This window comes from Psychrosphaera sp. HA2-10 (assembly GCF_055693745.1).
On record NZ_CM146341.1, the window covers coordinates 1,715,814 to 1,735,730 of the forward strand.

At 39.2% G+C, this 19,917-nt stretch carries 23 protein-coding genes; 22 read left to right on the forward strand and 1 reads right to left on the reverse strand.

The genetic code is table 11. From position 1 onward, the window contains the following. Nucleotides 1–5: 5 nt before the first annotated feature. The 6 genes from ACZ1GV_RS07800 to ACZ1GV_RS07825 all read left to right on the forward strand — a co-directional run bounded on the left by ACZ1GV_RS07800 (nt 6) and on the right by ACZ1GV_RS07825 (nt 7,177). Nucleotides 6–887: an enoyl-CoA hydratase/isomerase family protein gene (locus ACZ1GV_RS07800; protein WP_472673687.1), complete on the forward strand. Its 882-nt coding sequence runs from the start codon at nt 6–8 to the stop codon at nt 885–887. Nucleotides 888–898: 11 nt separating this feature from the next. Beyond that, nucleotides 899–2,908 (forward strand): acetyl/propionyl/methylcrotonyl-CoA carboxylase subunit alpha, encoded by a 2,010-nt coding sequence (locus ACZ1GV_RS07805; protein WP_472673688.1) that lies wholly within the window; start codon nt 899–901, stop codon nt 2,906–2,908. Between the two features lie 2 nt (nt 2,909–2,910). Beyond that, entirely contained in the window at nt 2,911–3,822 is a 912-nt protein-coding gene (locus ACZ1GV_RS07810; RefSeq protein WP_472673689.1) for a hydroxymethylglutaryl-CoA lyase, read from the forward strand. Between the two features lie 166 nt (nt 3,823–3,988). Further along, on the forward strand, nt 3,989–4,513 hold the full coding sequence (locus ACZ1GV_RS07815) for a GNAT family N-acetyltransferase (RefSeq protein ID WP_472673690.1): 525 nt from the start codon (nt 3,989–3,991) through the stop codon (nt 4,511–4,513). Between the two features lie 15 nt (nt 4,514–4,528). Continuing rightward, nucleotides 4,529–5,797, forward strand: a complete 1,269-nt coding sequence (locus tag ACZ1GV_RS07820; RefSeq protein WP_472673691.1) for an MFS transporter — start codon at nt 4,529–4,531, stop codon at nt 5,795–5,797. A 96-nt stretch (nt 5,798–5,893) separates the two neighbouring features. Further along, on the forward strand, nt 5,894–7,177 hold the full coding sequence (locus ACZ1GV_RS07825) for an ABC1 kinase family protein (RefSeq protein WP_472673692.1): 1,284 nt from the start codon (nt 5,894–5,896) through the stop codon (nt 7,175–7,177). Here ACZ1GV_RS07825 and ACZ1GV_RS07830 read toward each other — a convergent pair. Next, nucleotides 7,168–8,130: an integron integrase gene (locus ACZ1GV_RS07830; protein WP_472673693.1), complete on the reverse strand. Its 963-nt coding sequence runs from the start codon at nt 8,128–8,130 to the stop codon at nt 7,168–7,170. The two genes, ACZ1GV_RS07825 and ACZ1GV_RS07830, sit on opposite strands and share 10 nt — an antisense overlap. Nucleotides 8,131–8,463: 333 nt before the next feature. Between ACZ1GV_RS07830 and ACZ1GV_RS07835 the strand changes: the two genes are divergently transcribed. From ACZ1GV_RS07835 to ACZ1GV_RS07910, 16 genes are all read left to right on the forward strand, one after another. Further along, nucleotides 8,464–8,841 carry a hypothetical protein gene (locus tag ACZ1GV_RS07835; RefSeq protein ID WP_472673694.1) on the forward strand — a complete coding sequence of 126 codons (378 nt, stop codon included), beginning with the start codon at nt 8,464–8,466 and terminating at the stop codon, nt 8,839–8,841. An 88-nt stretch (nt 8,842–8,929) separates the two neighbouring features. Beyond that, entirely contained in the window at nt 8,930–9,286 is a 357-nt protein-coding gene (locus ACZ1GV_RS07840; protein WP_472673695.1) for a hypothetical protein, read from the forward strand. A 1,345-nt stretch (nt 9,287–10,631) separates the two neighbouring features. After that, nucleotides 10,632–11,096: a hypothetical protein gene (locus tag ACZ1GV_RS07845; protein ID WP_472673696.1), complete on the forward strand. Its 465-nt coding sequence runs from the start codon at nt 10,632–10,634 to the stop codon at nt 11,094–11,096. Between the two features lie 156 nt (nt 11,097–11,252). Continuing rightward, on the forward strand, nt 11,253–11,891 hold the full coding sequence (locus ACZ1GV_RS07850; protein WP_472673697.1) for a DUF2268 domain-containing putative Zn-dependent protease: 639 nt from the start codon (nt 11,253–11,255) through the stop codon (nt 11,889–11,891). 114 nt (nt 11,892–12,005) lie between these two features. Next, on the forward strand, nt 12,006–12,587 hold the full coding sequence (locus ACZ1GV_RS07855) for a hypothetical protein (RefSeq protein ID WP_472673698.1): 582 nt from the start codon (nt 12,006–12,008) through the stop codon (nt 12,585–12,587). Between the two features lie 109 nt (nt 12,588–12,696). Continuing rightward, entirely contained in the window at nt 12,697–13,116 is a 420-nt protein-coding gene (locus tag ACZ1GV_RS07860; protein WP_472673699.1) for a hypothetical protein, read from the forward strand. Nucleotides 13,117–13,236: 120 nt separating this feature from the next. Continuing rightward, nucleotides 13,237–14,313, forward strand: coding sequence for a GTP pyrophosphokinase (locus ACZ1GV_RS07865; RefSeq protein ID WP_472673700.1), 1,077 nt, complete (start codon nt 13,237–13,239; stop codon nt 14,311–14,313). Nucleotides 14,314–14,439: 126 nt separating this feature from the next. Then, a complete protein-coding gene (locus tag ACZ1GV_RS07870; RefSeq protein ID WP_472673701.1) occupies nt 14,440–14,808 on the forward strand; it encodes a hypothetical protein in 369 nt (122 codons plus the stop codon). A gap of 532 nt (nt 14,809–15,340) precedes the next feature. After that, nucleotides 15,341–15,778, forward strand: coding sequence for a hypothetical protein (locus ACZ1GV_RS07875; protein ID WP_472673702.1), 438 nt, complete (start codon nt 15,341–15,343; stop codon nt 15,776–15,778). 116 nt (nt 15,779–15,894) lie between these two features. Continuing rightward, nucleotides 15,895–16,191, forward strand: coding sequence for a hypothetical protein (locus ACZ1GV_RS07880; protein WP_472673703.1), 297 nt, complete (start codon nt 15,895–15,897; stop codon nt 16,189–16,191). A gap of 123 nt (nt 16,192–16,314) precedes the next feature. After that, nucleotides 16,315–16,698, forward strand: coding sequence for a hypothetical protein (locus ACZ1GV_RS07885; protein WP_472673704.1), 384 nt, complete (start codon nt 16,315–16,317; stop codon nt 16,696–16,698). A gap of 121 nt (nt 16,699–16,819) precedes the next feature. After that, nucleotides 16,820–17,122, forward strand: a complete 303-nt coding sequence (locus ACZ1GV_RS07890; protein ID WP_472673705.1) for a hypothetical protein — start codon at nt 16,820–16,822, stop codon at nt 17,120–17,122. Nucleotides 17,123–17,255: 133 nt separating this feature from the next. Continuing rightward, entirely contained in the window at nt 17,256–17,570 is a 315-nt protein-coding gene (locus tag ACZ1GV_RS07895) for a hypothetical protein (protein WP_472673706.1), read from the forward strand. Nucleotides 17,571–17,678: 108 nt separating this feature from the next. Then, nucleotides 17,679–18,032: a hypothetical protein gene (locus tag ACZ1GV_RS07900; RefSeq protein ID WP_472673707.1), complete on the forward strand. Its 354-nt coding sequence runs from the start codon at nt 17,679–17,681 to the stop codon at nt 18,030–18,032. A 952-nt stretch (nt 18,033–18,984) separates the two neighbouring features. Continuing rightward, entirely contained in the window at nt 18,985–19,362 is a 378-nt protein-coding gene (locus tag ACZ1GV_RS07905) for a hypothetical protein (RefSeq protein ID WP_472673694.1), read from the forward strand. 90 nt (nt 19,363–19,452) lie between these two features. Next, entirely contained in the window at nt 19,453–19,809 is a 357-nt protein-coding gene (locus tag ACZ1GV_RS07910) for a hypothetical protein (RefSeq protein ID WP_472673708.1), read from the forward strand. The last annotated feature ends 108 nt before the right edge of the window (nt 19,810–19,917 follow it).

The window sequence follows — 19,917 nt, forward strand, 5'->3', positions numbered from 1 at the left end:
TAATTATGAGTTCAAACCAAGTAGACAACACACTTTTAAATTCAGAACAGTCTGAATCTCCAGTGCTTGTTGGTATTGACGAGCGTGGTGTTGCGACCGTTACGTTAAATCGCCCGGCAAAACATAATGCCTTTGACGATGCAGTTATTAGTGACTTAACTAACGCCTTTAAAGCCATTGAACAAAATCCAGAAGTAAGAGTATTAGTGCTTGCTTCTAACGGCAAAAGCTTTAGTGCTGGTGCTGACTTGGCATGGATGAAGCGTATGGCAGGTTATTCATATGAAGAGAACTTGCAAGACGCAAAAGCCTTAGCGGAAATGCTGCGCGTGCTTAATTTCATGCCTATTCCAACTATTGCAAAAGTACAAGGTGCCGCCTTTGGTGGTGCAGTTGGCTTAGTGGCTTGTTGTGATATGGCCGTTGCGTCAGACCGAGCTAGTTTTTGTTTAAGTGAAGTCAAACTAGGATTAATTCCAGCAACGATTAGTCCGTATGTGGTTGATGCTATTGGCGCTCGCGCGTCACGTCGTTATTTTCAAACGGCGGAACGTTTTTCGGCAGAAGCGGCAAAACAACTTAATTTGGTGAGCGACGTTACCTCATTAGAGCAATTGGACGACCAAGTAGAAGCTATGATTGGCGCGTTATTAGCCAATGGTCCCGTTGCGATGCAAGCCGCAAAACAGTTAGTTTTTGATGTGCAAAACTTTGATGCTAGTTCTAAAGGCTTAGATGAAGATTCAAAGCCTTGTGCTCTAATCAATGATACTAGCGAGCGAATTGCTGCTATAAGAGTATCGGAAGAGGGACAAGAAGGCTTGACGGCATTTTTTGAAAAACGCAGCGCAAACTGGTTAACGAATACTCTGTCAGATAAGGGTTAATGGAATTTCTTATGTTTAATAAAATTTTAATAGCAAACCGAGGCGAAATCGCCTGTCGTGTTATCGAAACGGCGCATAAAATGGGTATTCGTTGTGTGGCTGTTTACTCTGAAGCCGACGCGGATTCTCGTCATGTCAGTATGGCAGACGAAGCCTTCTTAATTGGCCCGGCACCAAGTAAAGATTCATACTTAAAATACGAAACCATTATTGACGTTGCCAAAAAGTCTGGCGCGCAAGCTATTCATCCTGGTTATGGATTTTTATCTGAAAACTCTTTATTTGCCCAAGCCTGTGTAGACAATGATATTGTTTTTATTGGACCTCCAATTGGCGCCATTGAAGCCATGGGCTCAAAAAGTGCCGCTAAGATCATCATGGAAAAAGCCAATGTACCATTAGTGCCTGGTTATCATGGCGACAATCAAGACCCGGAATTCCTAAAAGCTGAATCTGCAAAAATTGGCTACCCGCAACTGTTAAAAGCCGCTTACGGTGGCGGTGGTAAAGGGATGCGTATTGTTGAAAATGAAAAAGAATTTGATGATGCCCTCGCCTCAGCAAAACGTGAAGCCATAAATGGTTTTGGCAACGACAAAATGCTTATTGAGCGTTATTTAACAAAACCTCGCCACGTTGAAATACAAGTATTCTGTGACCAACATGGCAATGGCGTTTATTTAGCAGAACGCGACTGCTCTGTGCAACGTCGTCACCAAAAAGTGATTGAAGAAGCGCCAGCACCTGGTTTACCAACAGAAATACGCATCGCTATGGGTGAAGCTGCTGTTAGAGCCGCGCAAGCAATTGATTACGAAGGGGCCGGTACGGTTGAATTCCTATATGACGTAGACGGGTCTTTCTACTTCATGGAAATGAATACACGTTTGCAAGTTGAACACCCTGTAACTGAAATGATCACAGGTCAAGATTTAGTTCAATGGCAGTTACAAATTGCTTCAGGTGAATCACTGCCGATATCGCAACAAGACGTAACGGTTAATGGTCACGCTTTTGAAGTACGTATTTATGCTGAAGATCCAGACAACGACTTTTTACCAGCAACGGGTCATCTTCATTATTTACGTCAGCCTGAGCAAAATCGTCACGTTCGAGTTGATACGGGCGTTCGTGAGAACGACGAAGTGTCGACCTTTTACGACCCAATGATTGCTAAGCTAATTGTGTGGGATGAAAATCGTGAACGCGCCTTACAACGTATGTTGCGCGCTTTAGATGACTACCGAATCGCCGGTGTTACTACAAACTTAGCGTTTTTAGCAAGCCTACTTGAGCACAAGTCCTTCCAAGACGCTGACTTAGACACCAACTTTATTACTAAACACAACGATGACTTGTTTGTTTCTAAAACAAAAAACCAAGAACAGTCCTTAGCGTTAGCAGCCTTGTATCAATTATTAAAACAGGCCAACGACAATGCGACCCTTGCTGAGACATCGAGTGATCCATTCTCTCCTTGGCATGGATTTACCGGTTGGAAAGTCAACGAAGCCCAGCAGTTTACCGTGAAGTTAACCGATGAGTCTGGTGAAACATATGTGATATCAGCAGAACAAATTGGTGATGCTTATGCAATGAGCGTAGGTAATACCGATAGCAAATTGGTTGTCACTGGTACCCTAAATAACGATGAATTAGTGGCCTCTATTGATGGTCATCAAATTAACGTCACCATTGCTGACTTTGATAATAAACTGACGGTATTTAACAACAAAGATATTACAACATTTACTAAAGACGTACCTGTTGACTATGCCAATGCCGAGCTAGAGCAAGGTGGTGGTTTAACGGCACCTATGAACGGCACCTTGGTTGACGTTATGGTGAGTGCGGGTGATAAGGTTACAGCAGAGCAAAACCTGATCATCATGGAAGCCATGAAAATGGAGTACACTATTAAAGCGCCAAAAGATGGCGTGGTGAAAGAAGTATTTTTTGCTCCAGGTGATTTAGTTGCTGATGGCGCTGAGTTGCTTGCCATAGAATACGAGGAAGAGTAACCATGACTATTGTGATGAGTAATAGTTTTCCTGAGTCAGTAAAAATTGTTGAAGTTGGCCCAAGAGACGGGCTGCAAAATGAAGTGCCAGTGAGCATTGAAGATAAAGTCACGTTAATTAATGAGTTATCTGAAACGGGTTTAAGCGTTATTGAAGCAGGTTCATTTGTGTCACCTAAATGGGTGCCGCAAATGGCGGGCTCTGCAGAAATATATAGCATGATTAATCAAGTTGACGGAATCAACTACCCTGCTCTCACGCCTAACATGAAAGGTTATGAGGCTGCGGTAGCCGCAGGCGTTAAAGAAGTGGCTATTTTTGGTGCGGCAAGCGAAGCGTTTAGTCAAAAGAATATCAATTGTTCTATTGAAGAGAGCTTAGCCCGTTTTCAACCAATAATGGAACGCGCTGAACAAGATGGTATTCGCGTTCGTGGTTACGTTTCTTGTGTGCTTGGCTGTCCTTATGAAGGTGAAGTGGACGTCGTAAAAGTTGTCGAGGTTGCTCGTACACTATATGAAATGGGTTGTTATGAAATTTCACTGGGCGATACCATAGGTGTCGGAACGCCAGAAAAAGCAAAGCTGATGTTAGCTTCGGTTGCTCAAGCGGTGCCGATGGAGTGTTTAGCAATCCACTTTCATGATACTTACGGACAAGCATTGGCAAACATATATGCCTGTTTAGAGTTGGGCGTTAGCGTTATAGACTCTGCTGTGGCCGGGTTAGGCGGTTGTCCTTATGCTAAAGGTGCATCTGGCAACGTAGCCTCTGAAGACGTGGTATATATGCTTAACGGCCTTGGAATTGAACACGGAGTTGACTTGGCTAAATTAGCAAAAGCTGGCAAAACCATATGTACAGCACTTGGTAAGCCAGGAAATTCAAAAGTCGCGGCAGCTATTTTAAGTTAACGGCCAGGTTCAAAACGCCCATTAATATTCAGACATACTCTTTTCTAAGCCCATCTTACGTGGGCTTTACTTTATCTAATTGTACAGATTAGAAAAATACGCTGTTATTTATTTACCTTTTCGCTATATTCTAAGCATCTCACTTAAACTTCAAAAAGAGTGCTTTATGCAGCTTAAAACCGAAAGGTTGATCATCCGTGAACTTACTATCGACGATGCTCCTTTTATAAAAACGCTCTTAAATACTGAAGGGTTTAAGCAAAATATTGCTGACCGAGGTGTCGATACCATCGAAAAAGCGCAAAAAGAAATTATCGATCGTTACTCAACTGGCTACCCCAACTTTGGCTTCTTTGCTGTTTATTTAAAAAGCACAAATCAACCCATTGGTGGTGTCACTTTGATTGATCGTGATCAATTGGAATTCCCCGACCTTGGTTACGCCTTCTTACCAGAATTTGAAGGACAAGGTTACGCACTTGAGTCCAGCATAAAGCTCAGAGATTGGGCGGTAGAAAACGGTCACCCAACATTGTGCGCAATCGTTCAAGAAGACAACACACCGTCCATTAGACTACTGCAACGCTTAGACTTTAAAGCAAAAGGCACAAAAGATTTAACTGATCCGGATGAAACGTTATTGTATTTTGAGTACACACACTGCCCTTTGAATACGAACACGGCCCTTTGATGAAAGACGTAATTTATGCAAAGTGATATTTCTATTCAGCGTTTAAAACAGTTTCCACCACTTATGTGGATTTTGCTATTTGGCTCTTTTATTACCCGTGGCAGCTTTTATATGGTGTGGCCATTTCTAGCGGTGATTTTGTATGAAAAATTTGGCTTATCGGCAACTGAAGTGGGATTGATATTATCTGGTTCTGCTGTTGTGTCTGTTGTTACCACCTTTATTGGCAGTGCACTTTCAGACAAATTGGGCCGACATTTAATGATGTATGGTACGGGTATTCTTTACATCATCTCTTTTGCTTTACTGGCTGAGGCAAACAGTATTAACAGCTTTGTTATTGTCATTACACTCTGCTCAATAGCTACCGCTTTGTGGCGTCCATTAACCTCTGCGCTGATAGGCGATATTATTAAAGACAGCCAAACTCGAGAGTTAGCAATGCAAGCTATGTATTTTATTGTCAATGTTGGTTGTGCTATCGGCCCTATTGCTGGGGTGTTTTTGGGTTTAACGGGAGAGCAATCGAGTTTTTATATCACCACCTACGCCTTCTTGTTGCTGTTAGTTTTACTTTTTATTGGTTTTAGAGGTCAAAAGCGTTTAGAGGAAGCGGATAAGATTGGCAATGTGGATGTTGCCTTAATAGTCTGCAAAGACTCACCTGATACTAGCTTTAAAACGACTTTATCAATCCTCAAACAAGATAAGATGTTTCAGTGTTTAATCTTAGCAAATGTACTTTGTATGTTTATTTATGCACAAATGGATAGCTCTCTCGTACAGTACTTAACTCGTGCCAAGGTTCCAGATTTACTTGAGTTGATCTCGTCAATTATATTTACCAATGCGTTAGTTATTATTAGTTGCCAGTTTATATTGCTTAAAATTATGGCCAAACAAAGCCTAGTTACTCGCGTAAAGATTGGTTTGCTGTTATTAGCTGCATCTCAATTTTGGATAGCTTTTAATCCTCTTTCACTTTTCTGGGGTTTTATTGGCGCAACTGTGGTGATGAGCCTTGCTGAGGCTATTTTATTCCCGACGATGAATGTACATATTGATCGAATTGCGCCATCTCACTTGCGTGGGGCTTACTTTGGCGCTGCGTCAATTTATGATTTTGGTTACGCTCTTGCACCGCTTTGTGGCGGTATTATTTTAGATTTGTTTGGTGGCTTCTGGTTGTATATCTTTGTAGGGGTGCTCACGTTTGGTGTCATTTATTTATATCATATTTTAGAAACGTTGCCTCGACCACGATTTATTGCCGTTGAAAATTGATCCGGGTTTCGCCTTATTTCGTTTTGCTCTATGGTTTGCAGACAATAAATAAATTTAGGAGGCACTATTTCTAAGCTAAAAGTACCAGGTCAAAAAGTGCCAAGCTCGCGTATAGCGAGGCTTTCTAAATTTGGTGGGTTAGCCGCACGTATTGCTGGCAATATGCTAGTAGATGGCGTTAAACAAATTGGCCGCGGTGAGAAACCTAATCGTCAAGACCTCCTACTAACGCCAAATAATGTTGAACAGTTTGCCAATAAACTCGCCAATTTAAGAGGCGCAGCAATGAAATTAGGTCAAATGATTTCAATGGACGCCGGTGAGTTGTTGTCTCCAGAACTTAGTGCATTATTAGCTCGTTTACGAGCCGACGCCGAGCCAATGCCACATAAACAATTAGTACATTTATTAAAAACTAGTTGGGGCGAGCATTGGTTGGATAGCTTTAGTCATTTTGACTTGCGCCCTTTCGCTGCAGCTTCTATTGGCCAGGTTCACAAAGCGACATTAGCAAACGGTCAAGCCTTAGCCGTAAAGGTGCAATACCCTGGTGTTCGCCAATCGATTGAAAGTGATGTAGATAATGTTGCTAGATTACTTAAAATGTCACGTTTAATACCTCCGCACATAGACATTACAGCTTTGCTTGAGGCAACTAAACAACAGCTTCAAAACGAAGCCGATTACCAACTTGAAGCTACCCATGTAGAGACCTTTCAGCGTCATCTGTTAGATACGCCTTTTAATACACCGTATGTCCACAGATCATTGTCCAATACTGATATTCTAGTTATGGACTATGTTGATGGAATTGCTATTGAACAAACCACTACTTTGCCTCAACTCGAGCGCGATAAAATAGTAAGTGATTTGCTTGATTTAATGCTAAAAGAGCTGTTTTCTTTTAAGTTAATGCAAACCGATCCTAATTTTGCGAATTATGTTTATGATAAAAACAGTAAACGTATTGGCTTGCTCGATTTCGGGGCAACCAGAAAGATTCCTTCGAACACAAGTAACGGCTATTTAGCGCTTATTAAAGCGGGTATAGATCAAGATAGCGAGTCGGCGGTTATTGCCGCAAAACAAATTGGCTTTTTTGACGATACTATCCAGCCCGAATACCTCAACGAAGTGATGAACATATTCGACTTAGCATGTGAACCACTTCGACGTGATGAAGACTACGACTTTGCCAGCAGTAATTTGGCGACTCGCGTTCGGGACGTTGCGCTGAACATTAAAAATTTCCAGTCTGAGTGGCACACACCACCAGTCGATGCACTTTTTATTCACCGTAAAATTGGCGGACTATATTTATTAGCGAGCAACCTAAAGGCCAAGGTAAATGTCCGTCAACTTATACAGCCTTACTTGTGATCAAGTGGGCTTATAGCACCAGATTGATGTTGACCGATAACATGAGTATAAATTTGCGTTGTTCGCACATCTGAATGACCCAGCAGTTCTTGTACCGTTCTTATGTCAGTTCCTGCTAATAACATTTGAGTGGCAAAGCTATGTCTAAATGTATGTGCTGTAACATGCTTACGAATTCCGGTTTCATTGACGGCTGTGCGCAATACTTTCGCTAAACTTGACCAATGAATGTGATGGCGACAAATATATCCGTCATATGGATGAATACAGCGGACTTTCGAAGGAAACAAGTATTGCCACTTCAGCGCCTTAATCGCTGAGGGGTACTTTCGGGCAAGACTCTGAGGAAGGCTTGTTCTGCCCTCACCTTCAATAAGGTCTTTTTCATGTATGTCGGCTACTTTTTTTATTTGCCTCTCAATATCCGGAACTAATGCCTTAGGCAGTAGTGTTACCCTGTCCTTTGCTCCCTTACCTCGAAATACAAATACAGAATTACCACCAAAATCAATATCTTTGACTCTAAGTGATAACAATTCAGCTTTCCTGAGACCACACCCATATAACATAGCAAACATCAGCGAATATGGTGGTCTCATTACTGAAATCAAACTCATCGCTTCGTCGTTGGTCAACACTGTTGGTACTCTTCGTGGCTTTCTTGCTCTAACCGCTTCATCTAACAGAGTTAATTCACGATCAAAAATATGCTTATACATAAAAACAATAGAGCAAAGCGCTAAATTTTGAGTTGCAGCGGTCACTTTTCTTTCTAACGCCAAATGCGTTAAAAACTCCGTTACCTCTTGCTCACCCATGTCCTTCGGATGACGCTTATTTTGAAACAAAATAAAACGCTTAATCCAAAGCAAATAAGTTTTTTCGGTTTGCAGGCTGTAATGCCTTGTGCGAAGTACTGCTCTAATACTCTCTAAAAAAGGAGACTGTCCCATATTCCACCCCACTGTGTTAATAACCAGTGTTAATGAAATTTACCAAGTTGCAAACAAAACTAGACCGCACTTTCAGTTACTGCACACTCTACATAACTACACAAAACTCAAATCCAAAAGCATAAACCTATGATTTAATGCACATTTACTCTTTTTCTTAAGGCCGGACTTAACATGAAGTACAGGTAATTACCGCTTTGAATCCTGTACCGTTTAACTTTCAAATATAACGCTTTGATCTCGGGGTAGTTTTATGCAATTATTTGCTAATCAATAAAGTGCAGGTTACTTAGACCTGTACATAATATGCTGTTATATAACAAGGAGAGTTTTGTGAATAATTTCAATATTTTTAAAGTAATGTCGTTTGTTTTAGTTTTTTCTATATCAGGGTGCAGCTCAGTTTCAAGTGAATTATCAAGTCAAATTTCGACTGATGTAATTAACGCATATGGGAAATTAGATAAACTAGATAAAATGTTTGATATCGATAAAGCAAGAGTAAATGTATTAAGCGAGACCAAAGCACATATGATCTGGTCCAAAATGAGGATAGCCTCTACCGATATGGGGGTTACAAGCGAAAATCAAAAAATCACTTTAATCTGGGAGTTACTTGATGGTAAGTGGCAAATTACTTCTAAAAGTATCAAGACCAAAAGCGATCCGATGAAATTGTCATATAACAAGCCATTAAAGCAGGACAAATAACAGTTGGCTATTTGCTCCTTCGTCGCTTATTTTAGCCAACTATCATTTGCCTCTTAATGGGGCGTTATAAGTACAAGGAAATTAGTTTATGTGGCAAAACTTAAGTACATTTCAAAAGACATTATTCATTATACTAATATCACTATTCGTACCATTTGCTCCTGAGCTTATCTTTATTGCGGATGTTGGCGGTATAGAGTTGGTCTTTAGTTTTCTAGTTCTATATTACAAACCTTTCTTACTTAGAATGCAGGCTTTGTATAACAACGTAAAGTCTGAGGCTGAGTTTTGTGTAACCACCTTTAAGTCCAGTGCATTTTATCAGCCTAAAGTATTTGCTACTCAAGCTGTATTCAGTTGTGTGGCCTTAATTCTTACTGGTTCCGTTTTATATGCTTCTATTTTCTATATGCCTGCACTAATGTTAAATGGAATTCTGGTGTAGTGTACTTATAACAAGTGCCTCAATTCGCTCTCAAGCTCGCTCGGACAATTAACATGGGCTATTGTCGCTGCGCTCAATATTTTAGCCCATTAGTAATTGCCGCTTAGGCAGGCGTTAAGCGCCCTTCTGTTCTTCTGTGCAATGTGTGTCATTGAAGTTATTAGTTCAAACTGGACGTGGGGACAGTTATATCAAGTGTATTTTTAGTGTACGCTTGAGCGATACGCAACACATGCGAAGCTAGCTTCAACTTGTTGCTTTGATGCACAAGCATCTATCTAAAATTTTAATCCATATGGCAGATTTTGTGTCCGTATGTTTGTGTTTGTACTGCAACGTCTTTTTTACAATCGTTGCATCAGTGACCATCTTAATCACAGTGTACGAAACGAACATCACCACCGAGTAACAGGTTAGTAAAAGCGCTTAACAAGCCTCTGAACCCAGACTCGCCAAAGCTGTCATGCTATTTGCTGGGCAAATCGCTCGCCAGCAATTGGCTCACTGGTTAGCGGAGCGTTAAGCGCCCTACTGTTCTTCTGTGCAATGCGTGTAATTGAAGTGGTTAGTTCAAACTGGACGTAGGGACAGTTATATCAAGTGTATTTTTAGTGTACGCTTGAGCGATACGCAACACATGCGAAGCTAGCTTCAACTTGTTGCTTTGATGCACAAGCATCTATTTAAATTTTAATCCATATGACAGATTTTGTGTCCGTATGTTTGTGTTTGCACTGCAACCTCTTTTTTACAATCGTTGCATCAGTGACCATGTTAGTGACAGTGTACGAAACGAACATCACCACCGAGTAACAGGTTAGTAAAAGCGCTTAACAAGCCTCTGAACTCAGACTCGCCAAAGCTGTCATGCTATTTGCTGGGCAAATCGCTCGCCAGCAATTGGCTCACTGGTTAGCGGAGCGTTAAGCGCCCTACTGTTCTTCTGTGCAATGCGTGTAATTGAAGTGGTTAGTTCAAACTGGACGTAGGGACAGTTATATCAAGTGTATTTTTAGTGTACGCTTGAGCGATACGCAACACATGCGAAGCTAGCTTCAACTTGTTGCTTTGATGCACAAGCATCTATTTAAATTTTAATCCATATGACAGATTTTGTGTCCGTATGTTTGTGTTTGCACTGCAACCTCTTTTTTACAATCGTTGCATCAGTGACCATGTTAGTGACAGTGTACGAAACGAACATCACCACCGAGTAACAGGTTAGTAAAAGCGCTTAACAAGCCTCTGAACTCAGACTCGCCAAAGCTGTCATGCTATTTGCTGGGCAAATCGCTCGCCAGCAATTGGCTCACTGGTTAGCGGAGCGTTATATTCTCAGGATTCTATGAAGTATCTTTACACAACATTATTTCTTTTCGTGCTTTGCAGTCTAAACGCATATGCCTGCAGCCCTAGCTATCAAAGTAATTTTCAAATTGATGCTGACGACAATGTTGAATGGAGTGAACACTTATACCCACCTGAGATTAAAAACATAAATGTTACTCGCGGTAAACCACCTTGCTACTTTGGAACAATAATAATAGAAGTTTCTTTGCCGAAAAACAGCCATTATAAAATCTCTGAGATTGGATTCTATTTCGCTCAAGACGCTACTAATTCGCTAACATCAATATTTCCGAACTCCCCTTTGATCGCAAAAACATCTGCAACAGGGAAGCACTTTATTGAGTTTCAATGGTACGATCAGAAGTACAGCGCAAAATTGAATCACCCTTTTTATCTGGTAACTGTTTTAAAAGATTCAAGAATTAGCGTAATGAGTAAAAAATCGATTATTATTAATTAGCTTTTTCGAATATAACAAGTGCCTCAATTCGCTCACAAGCTCGCTCGGACAATTAACTATGGGCTATTGTCGCTGCGCTCAACATTTTAGCCCATTATTAATTGCCGCTTAGGCAAGCGTTATGCTTATCTAAAGTTTTGGCTCACATGGAAGGTTATGAGTATTAAAATAAATATTTTAAATTCAACTGAAAAGTTCAACGATGTTTTGAATTTATTAGAGAGTACGTGTGAAAAAACACTTCGCGAACTTAATAAATACATTAAGTTACCTAAACTCGATGTTGTAATTAGTCCTTGTTCAGAAGCAGATAAAACACAAAGCGGCATCATGGGCTTTGTCACATCGCCTTATCTAGTTAACATTATACTAGATACCGATCATGAAGATCTTGTTAATATAATAAATAATGAATTGCCTGCAGTAATGGCTCATGAATTACACCATGTCATTAGAGCAGATTCTGGTGTTGAAGAAAAAACATTGCTTCAAATCCTTATATCTGAAGGACTTGCTTGCCATTTTGAAACTAAATTAAATAAATGCGCTACTGAAATTTTTTTTGATGATATTAAAGAATATGAATGGCATGATTTATTCATTCAAATGCAAGAAAAATTAAATGACTCGGATTTTAGTTACCCCGTATATTTTGGAGGTAATGATATTTCCAAATTCCCTAATAGAGCAGGTTATTGGGTTGGCTTTAATTTAGTTTCAGAATATATTAAAAAACATGGTGGTTGTGCTGCAACACTAGTTGGTATACCCGCCGAAAAGTTGGTTGTAACATAAGCATAACAAGTGGTTTAAGACGGCCTCGTAATAGCTTGCTCGAGCCTTCGGCAAACATTTTAGCAAGCTAAAACTCGCCACTTAACCTGGCGTTATGCAACTAAGGAAAGTTTCGTGTTTAGATTAATACCGATTTTGTTTACCCTTCTTATTACTTCATGTGCCAGCACCACCACACCTGTCATCAACTCTAATAGCCCTATAGGCATTTATGGTGTAACAGCTTGGCCACCTAAAACTGGCAGTTGGGCTGTCATGGTTGCTAATGGTTATCAATATACTATTGGAAGCAAAATACCTAACACCAATGAAACTAGTATTATAAATGTTTCCACATTTAAACTGCCGGAAATAAAGTCGGACGTAGAACTTTTAGAGTATATAACTAAAAGTCGAGCCGCTACCCCAGTGACCGGCAGATTCGAGAATAAGGATAACTCTGAATCTTTAGCTCTTTTAGATGGAGCAACTTGTGTTAAGTATTACTCATTATCTGTAGACCGAAACGCAAAGACTGCCGAAGGCAATACAACGATGTTACTAGAAAGTATTGGTTACAATTGCCAACACCCAAATAATCAGTATGTTGGTGTCAATATCGAGTATTCTAGTCGTTACTTTTCTAGTGGTGGGGAGTCTCTATTAGAACAAAAAAGCTCTGAGCTATTCTCTAGCGTTAAATTCAAAGAGTTTTAGTCGCATAACAAGTGGTTTAAGAAGGTCTCGTAATAGCTTGCTCGAGCCTTCGGCAAACATTTTAGCAAGCTAAACTCGCCTCTTAACCAGGCGTTAGGTGTACATGAACATGCAGCCCAGAGTAGAATTCGAGTTTTTGCGTTCTGACCCTTCGAAAATATGGGTAAAAGCATGCAATGACGCTTTCGCAGGAGAAACAGAGCAATATATAAATGCTCAGTTATTGGAAGAACTTGCTCATAAATTATCAATGTTTCCTAAATCTAACTCAGATGAAGTAACCATTGAGGTTGGTGACATTGACTCAACTTGTGGGCATTGCGACCTTAAATTTCACTGCTTCGATTCCGCTGGTCATACGGCTGTATTAGTCTCAGTGTCAAATGACAGCGGATGTGTTGCAAAGTTTACTGTTCAATTTGAAGCTTTAGCATTGGATAACTTTGTATCCTCAATCAAATTAGCTTTAAAATCGGGTTCAGGTGTTTCAGAACTCATTGGCATCAACCCGTATACACAAAACGTATAAGTACACCTAACAAGTCGTTAAAGCATGGACAAATAACAGTTGGCTTTTGCTCCTGCGTCGCTTATTTTAGCCAACATATTATTTGCCTCTTAACGAGGCGTTATATTGAAAAGGAAGTCTATGAGTAGCCCTGAAAGATTTATTAGCCAATTTGTACAAAAACAAAAGTTATATAGTTCTTTAGAGAAGTTAACAAACGGTTTAATTTCTACTCTCATTTCTAATGATGGGCTAGAAATACACTCAATTTCAAGTAGAGTAAAAAGTGAAAATAGTTTACTTGGCAAAATTACAAAGCCAGAAAAGAACTATAAAGATTTAAATGAAATAACAGATCTTGTTGGGGTAAGAATAACGACTTACTTTTCAGATCATGTAGATCTAATTTCTGAAATTATATCGAGAGAGTTTAAAGTAGACGATGAAAACTCTATCGATAAAAGAAAAGCTCTATCACCGGATAGATTTGGCTATATGTCCTTACATTTAGTGGTAGAACATTCAGACGAAAGAACAAAATTACCTGAATATGAAAATTTCAAAGGATTAAGGTTTGAAGTTCAAATACGAACTATATTACAACATGCATGGGCTGAGATTGAACACGACATAGGTTACAAATCTAAGGCTCAAGTTCCTCAGATACTTAGGCGAAGATTTTCAAGGTTATCTGGCTTATTAGAATTAGCTGATGAAGAGTTTTTTGCTATAAGAAATGAAATCGAAGGTTATAAAAGCCATTTGGAAAGTAGCATTGCTCAAAATCCATCATCTGTATTACTGGATCTAGATTCATTAGAAAGCTTTGTTAATACCGATTCTGAAGTTATTGAACTGGAAAAACAATTGTCTCAAATATTTCAATGCGAATTTATTGAGAGTCATAAGGAAACCTTAAGTCCTGCCCTTAATTATATAAATGCTCTAGGTATTAGTACGATTGACGAACTAAAAGAAAAGTATCAATTAGCATCACCGTATATACTCAATTTCGTCAAGCATTGGTTAGACGGAGAAAGGGATTTTATTAACGTTCGTAAAGGCATTTCACTACTCTATGTTGCTTATGTGTATTTGGGTGTAGTAGATGAGCAAACTTTATATAATACGTTTTTGTCTTCAGTGAACTTTGGAGAGGAAAGTAAGATAGAAGTGCCTAAAAAAATAAAACGCATAATGGATGAAATTTCAATATAACAAGCTAATTAATAGGGACAAAAAACAGTTGGCTGTTTTCGTTTCTCAACATTTTAGCCAACAATTTTTTGCCCATTATCAGGGCGTTAGCTATCACAAATGAAACCTCTGCATAAAATTTTAATATTGTTAGAAGCTATTATCAGTTTTGGACCTTTAGTTTTATTATTAGGTCTAGGGCTAATTACAATCCCTGGCGCGATAATAGGCTTATACAATGGGGACTTTGGTAGTATTGTATTATTGCTAGTAGAGGTTGGTGGTATATTAGGTTTAATTGCATTTATTTGCGTATTGCTTCATATATTTGAGCCAACAAAGTATTTTATTAAACCCAATAAATTACGCTGGTTTATTTTATGTGGGTTTGCATCTGTTTTAACTTTTATGTTTGCAACTGGCATTAATAAAAGTACATTATGGCTTGTGTTACCTTTATTGGTTTCGCTGCATTTTTTATACTTAAGCCGCAGGTATGTGTTAAGTAATAGCTAACAAGTCGCTTAAGACGGGACTGCTAACAGCTTGCTCGGTTCCACTTCGCTACACATTTTAGCAAGCAATTATCAGCCCCTTAGCGGGGCGTTATGTCCACAAGGAAGTTACGGTGAAGCATCTAATAGTTATTATTTTAATAGCATCGTCTTTGGTCGGGCTAAGTCTAGCCTCTAAGAAAATGTACTGGGAATTAGATTTACAAACTGGTGTAGCTAAGGCGGAATATTCCCACCTTGGACTAGTTACATCTTCTGTTTCGAATTTTCACAATCCCAAGTCATGCCCAACCTGGACTCCTCCTCCACTAGCGAAGTCTCAAAATAGTATTTCTTATTCATGTTATTTTCACTTTAAAACTGAGAGTTGTTCACGTAAATTACTTTTATATCAACAAGCTTATAACGAAGGTTGTGATACATAACAAGAGGTTCAAGGAGGTCTCGTAATAGCTTGCTCGAGCCTTCGGCAAACAGTTTAGCAAGCTAAAACTCGCCTCTTAACCAGGCGTTATGTGTCAGGGAGAGTTCGGTTGAAAATTCTAATATTTTTGTTTTCTTTGATTTCCTTCAGTTCTATAGCATGTAGTTGTATGGGTTATGACATTGAAGAAGCCTTTAAAGATTACCCTGTCGTTTTCTCTGGGACTGTCGAAACGATTGATACCATAAAAGTAAAAGAAGATGGCTGGTTAGAATATTCCAAATTGAAAGCCGTAACATTAGTCGTGGATCGCAGTTATAAAGGCATGACTGCTGAAAAAATCAAGGTTACAACAAGAATGGACTCTGCAGCATGCGGTTTTCCGTTCGAAGAAAACGTTAAATATGTAGTGTTTGCTATCCCTGATGACAATGGACTTCATGTTGGTTCTTGTGGGCCGACCATTCATATGAAAAAGCGAGAAGAATACTATGAGATGGAGCGCCTAAGGGTTATAAACTTTTTATCTAAGCAAATTGACACATAACAAGTGGTTAAAGAAGGTCTCGTAAAAGCTTGCTCGAGCCTTCGGCAAACAGTTTAGCAAGCTAAAACTCGCCTCTTAACCAGGCGTTATATGTCTATTCGAAAATGGAGTTTGATATGAAACTAAACAAGTTAGTTTGGAAACGTTTTATCTTAATTGCTTTGCTTTTTCACCTCCCAATTGCAGCCGTTTTAGTGGGAATAACTGGGGCGATGTTACCAGCTTTGTTTTGGATAAATATTCCTGTGTTGTGGACTGGATTTGCAAGTGCAATGGGAGAAAGTCATTTTCTAATTCGAGAGTTTGGTGCTTTACCGCAGTCGGTATTGGCCTATGTCGTAATCTCGGGGTTTTGGCTAATAGTATCTTTTACGATTTCAATTGTAAGTGTACGATTGTCTGAAAAGCTTTAGACATATAACAAGCGCCTGAATTCGCTCGTAAACTCGCTCGGACAATTAACAATGGGTTATTGTCGCTGCGCTCAATAATTTTAACCCATTGTAAATTGCCGCTTAGGCAGGCGTTATGAGCCTATGAAAGTACTGTATAAAATTATTTTATTGTCGTTAAGTTTAAGCGGTTGTGCGGGACTGGTTATTAAATCGAACGAACGTGAACCGTTAAGTTCAAACTCAATAATCACAAAGGAGCAGTTGCGCCTTGAAAAAGGGGAGCCATCAAGAATTGAAGGTGATGTTTGGGTTTACGAATTAGATTCTAATAATTGGGTCGGCGTGGTTCCTTTTATAATCGTCCCAATCCCTTTAGTTTTGCCGCTCAGTGAAGAACGAATTGAATATGAGTTTACCGCAGAAGGCTTAAAATCAGCGACTCTGTATACTACACGGATGAAAGGTGGTATTTGTGGAATTGTCCCTGAAGGCCATGGATTAAAATTAGGATGTTTTAAATTTTGAGTGAAAGGCTCATAACAAGTGCCTCAATTCGCTCACAAGTTCGCTCGGACAATTAACAATGGACAATTGTCGCTGCGCTCAATATTGTAGTCCATTAGTAATTGCCGCTTAGGCAAGCGTTATGTGTCATGGAGATGATGTGCTGAAAAAAGGACTCATCATAATAATCATATTTTGGATAGCGTATTCAATAATATTTGATGAAAGTTGTGGATTCGATCAACAGTATGCTCGTACAAAAATCGAAAAGCATTTAGTCGCCAAATCATTGCCAATCGAACATTTAAAGTTTGATGCAAGCTATTCTCAAGAATGCCGATTTTCGTTCATGTATGAAGGCAATGGCGAAAAAATCCATTTTGTTGTAATTGATGATTTTATAAAAGGTCCTAAATTAACGTGGTGGGATTTCAATAAACAATGAGAGTAATATGCCACATAACAAGCGCCTAAACTCCGACAATGTTTCGTTGTCATGGTTTTGGCAAACAACGCAAAAAGCCACGCCAACACATTGCGTGTTAGGCGGGCGTTAGTTGCCAAAGCAAGGATAGCGATTGAACTCAAATAAAGTGGAATCAAAGAGAAATAAATTTGGTTTAATAGTTTCCTCTACATTATTGGCTATCCCAAGTCTTAGCTCATTATTTGGTATATATTGGTTATATTTTGGTGGTCGCTTTGGTTATGAGGGATGGTATTTTATAGCGTTCAGTGTTTATTTTAGTGCTTTGCTTACCCCTTCAGCGATCTACTTTTATATATGGCCAAAGCCTAAATTAAACAAAAGGCTTCGTTTAGTTTGCTCAATACCATTTGTAATTATGTCTGTGTTTGCTATTTCATTGGTTTGGGTGCAAATTGGCAACTAACAAGTTACTTAAAAGGACGCAAAACGCTTGGCTTGTGCTCCTTCGTCGCTAAGTTTAGCCAAGCATTTTTGCGCCCATTAGTAAGGCGTTAGGTGCTAAGGAAAGCTCATGGCTTATCGTAAAATCTATTACTCAATTAGGGTGCTGTCTGTTCTTTCATTTTTTGCTATAGCTTTTGAGTTCTGGAACGCTGGGTTTGTTGGCTTAATCATACTATTATCCCCTTATGTAGCTTTGCTCTTTCTGGCAAACAATAATAAATATAGTAATTTGAAGTTAACAATTGCTCGCACTGCACCTGCCGTCGTGACTTTCCTTTTAGTTCCTTGGATGTTGTTTGGAATAGAGACAGATGCACAAGCAGGAATTAGCTTGATGTTTGGGGTTATCGTTCAATTATCAGCAATAAGTGCTGTAGAGCTTGTCATTTTATTTTTTAGCAATAGTGAAAATAGCACCTAACAAGTTACTCAAGAGGACGCAGAACGCTTGGCTTGCGCTCCTTCGTCGCCAATTTTAGCCAAGCATTTGTGCGCCTATTAGTAAGGCGTTATGTTTACATAGATATGGAGTTTCTAAATTGAAAGAAGTTGTAATAGATATACTGTTTGCTAGCTTATTGATTGTCCCACTAGTTCTAAACTTTTCTCCAACCTTGGTTGATAAGTTGATTTCCACTTTTGATAAATCCATTGCTAAGAGCACTAGTTACCTTTTTTCGTTACCTATTTCTGTGTATTTGATTTATGAGATGTCTACGAAAAGTAACTGGGCTGCCAAATTAATCTTGTTCGTTGCTTTTGTACTTTTCTTCACAATTTACGCGTCTGCTCTATCATGTTTATTTCAACGAGCAGGTAAACATAACAAGCGCCTTAACTCCGACAATGTTTAGTTGTCATGGTTTTGGCAAACAACGCAAAAAGCCACGCCAACACATTGCGTGTTAGGCGGGCGTTAGCTAGCCTTTCTAAAGGCCCCAAATAATATCTAGCGCCCTGCTCTGTGTTCTTTCAGCTTATCTTTAGTGAGGTTTGCTCGTTAAAAAATGCCATATGTGAGATTCTCTTTCTTATGTATAACCCAACAAGCAGACGCCATTAAACAACTGACATAACTTAAAACTTAAGCAGCGCTGCTGTTGTGAACATTGCTGGTGTATTTTACGCGTTATGGTGCTTTCTTTTTTGTTGATGTATTAATGGTTTAACGGTAGTTTTGTTCTGTAAGTAGTGACTCTGTTTCTGTTATATAACAAAACAATACGACTATTTGAATTATCGGTTGGGGCATACGCTAACAAGCCGCTCTAGAGTGACAATGAACTACGGTTGGTGTTCTTGTCGCTAGCTCCAAGTTTAACACCAACCAACATTGCTCCTAAGCGGAGCGTTATATAACAAAGGAGAGTTTTGTGAATAATTTCAATATTTTTAAAGTAATGTCGTTTGTTTTAGTTTTTTCTATATCAGGGTGCAGCTCAGTTTCAAGTGAATTATCAAGTCAAATTTCGACTGATGTAATTAACGCATATGGGAAATTAGATAAACTAGATAAAATGTTTGATATCGATAAAGCAAGAGTAAATGTATTAAGCGAGACCAAAGCACATATGATCTGGTCCAAAATGAGGATAGCCTCTACCGATATGGGGGTTACAAGCGAAAATCAAAAAATCACTTTAATCTGGGAGTTACTTGATGGTAAGTGGCAAATTACTTCTAAAAGTATCAAGACCAAAAGCGATCCGATGAAATTGTCATATAACAAGCCATTAAAGCAGGACAAATAACAGTTGGCTATTTGCTCCTTCGTCGCTTATTTTAGCCAACTATCATTTGCCTCTTAATGGGGCGTTATAAGTACAAGGATCGTCAATAGTATGTGGGAAGACTTAAGTAAAACTAAAAAGTTTTTATTCATTGCAGTAATGTGTTGTGTAGTACCGTTCGCACCAGAATTCATTTTCATGGCAGATATAGGTGGGGTTGAGTTAGTATTTAGTTTCTTAGTTCTTTATTACAAACCTGTTTTACTTCGCGTTCAAGCCACAATAGACCGTATAAAATTTGAAATTAATATTTGTACTTCGGCATTCAAAAGTAGCTCAGTGTTCCAGCCTAAAGTTTATTTCACTCAAGCACTATTTTATACGTGTGCGTTTGTAGTTTCAGGCTCAATGCTTTATGCATCAGCATTCTTTTTGCCTGCATTTTTGTTTAATAACGTACTGGTGTAATGTACTTATAACAAGCGCCTTAAGGCTCGCAAGCTCGCATCGGACAATTAACAATGGGTTATTGTCGCTGCGCTCAATAAGTTTAACCCATTGTTTATTCGCCGCTTA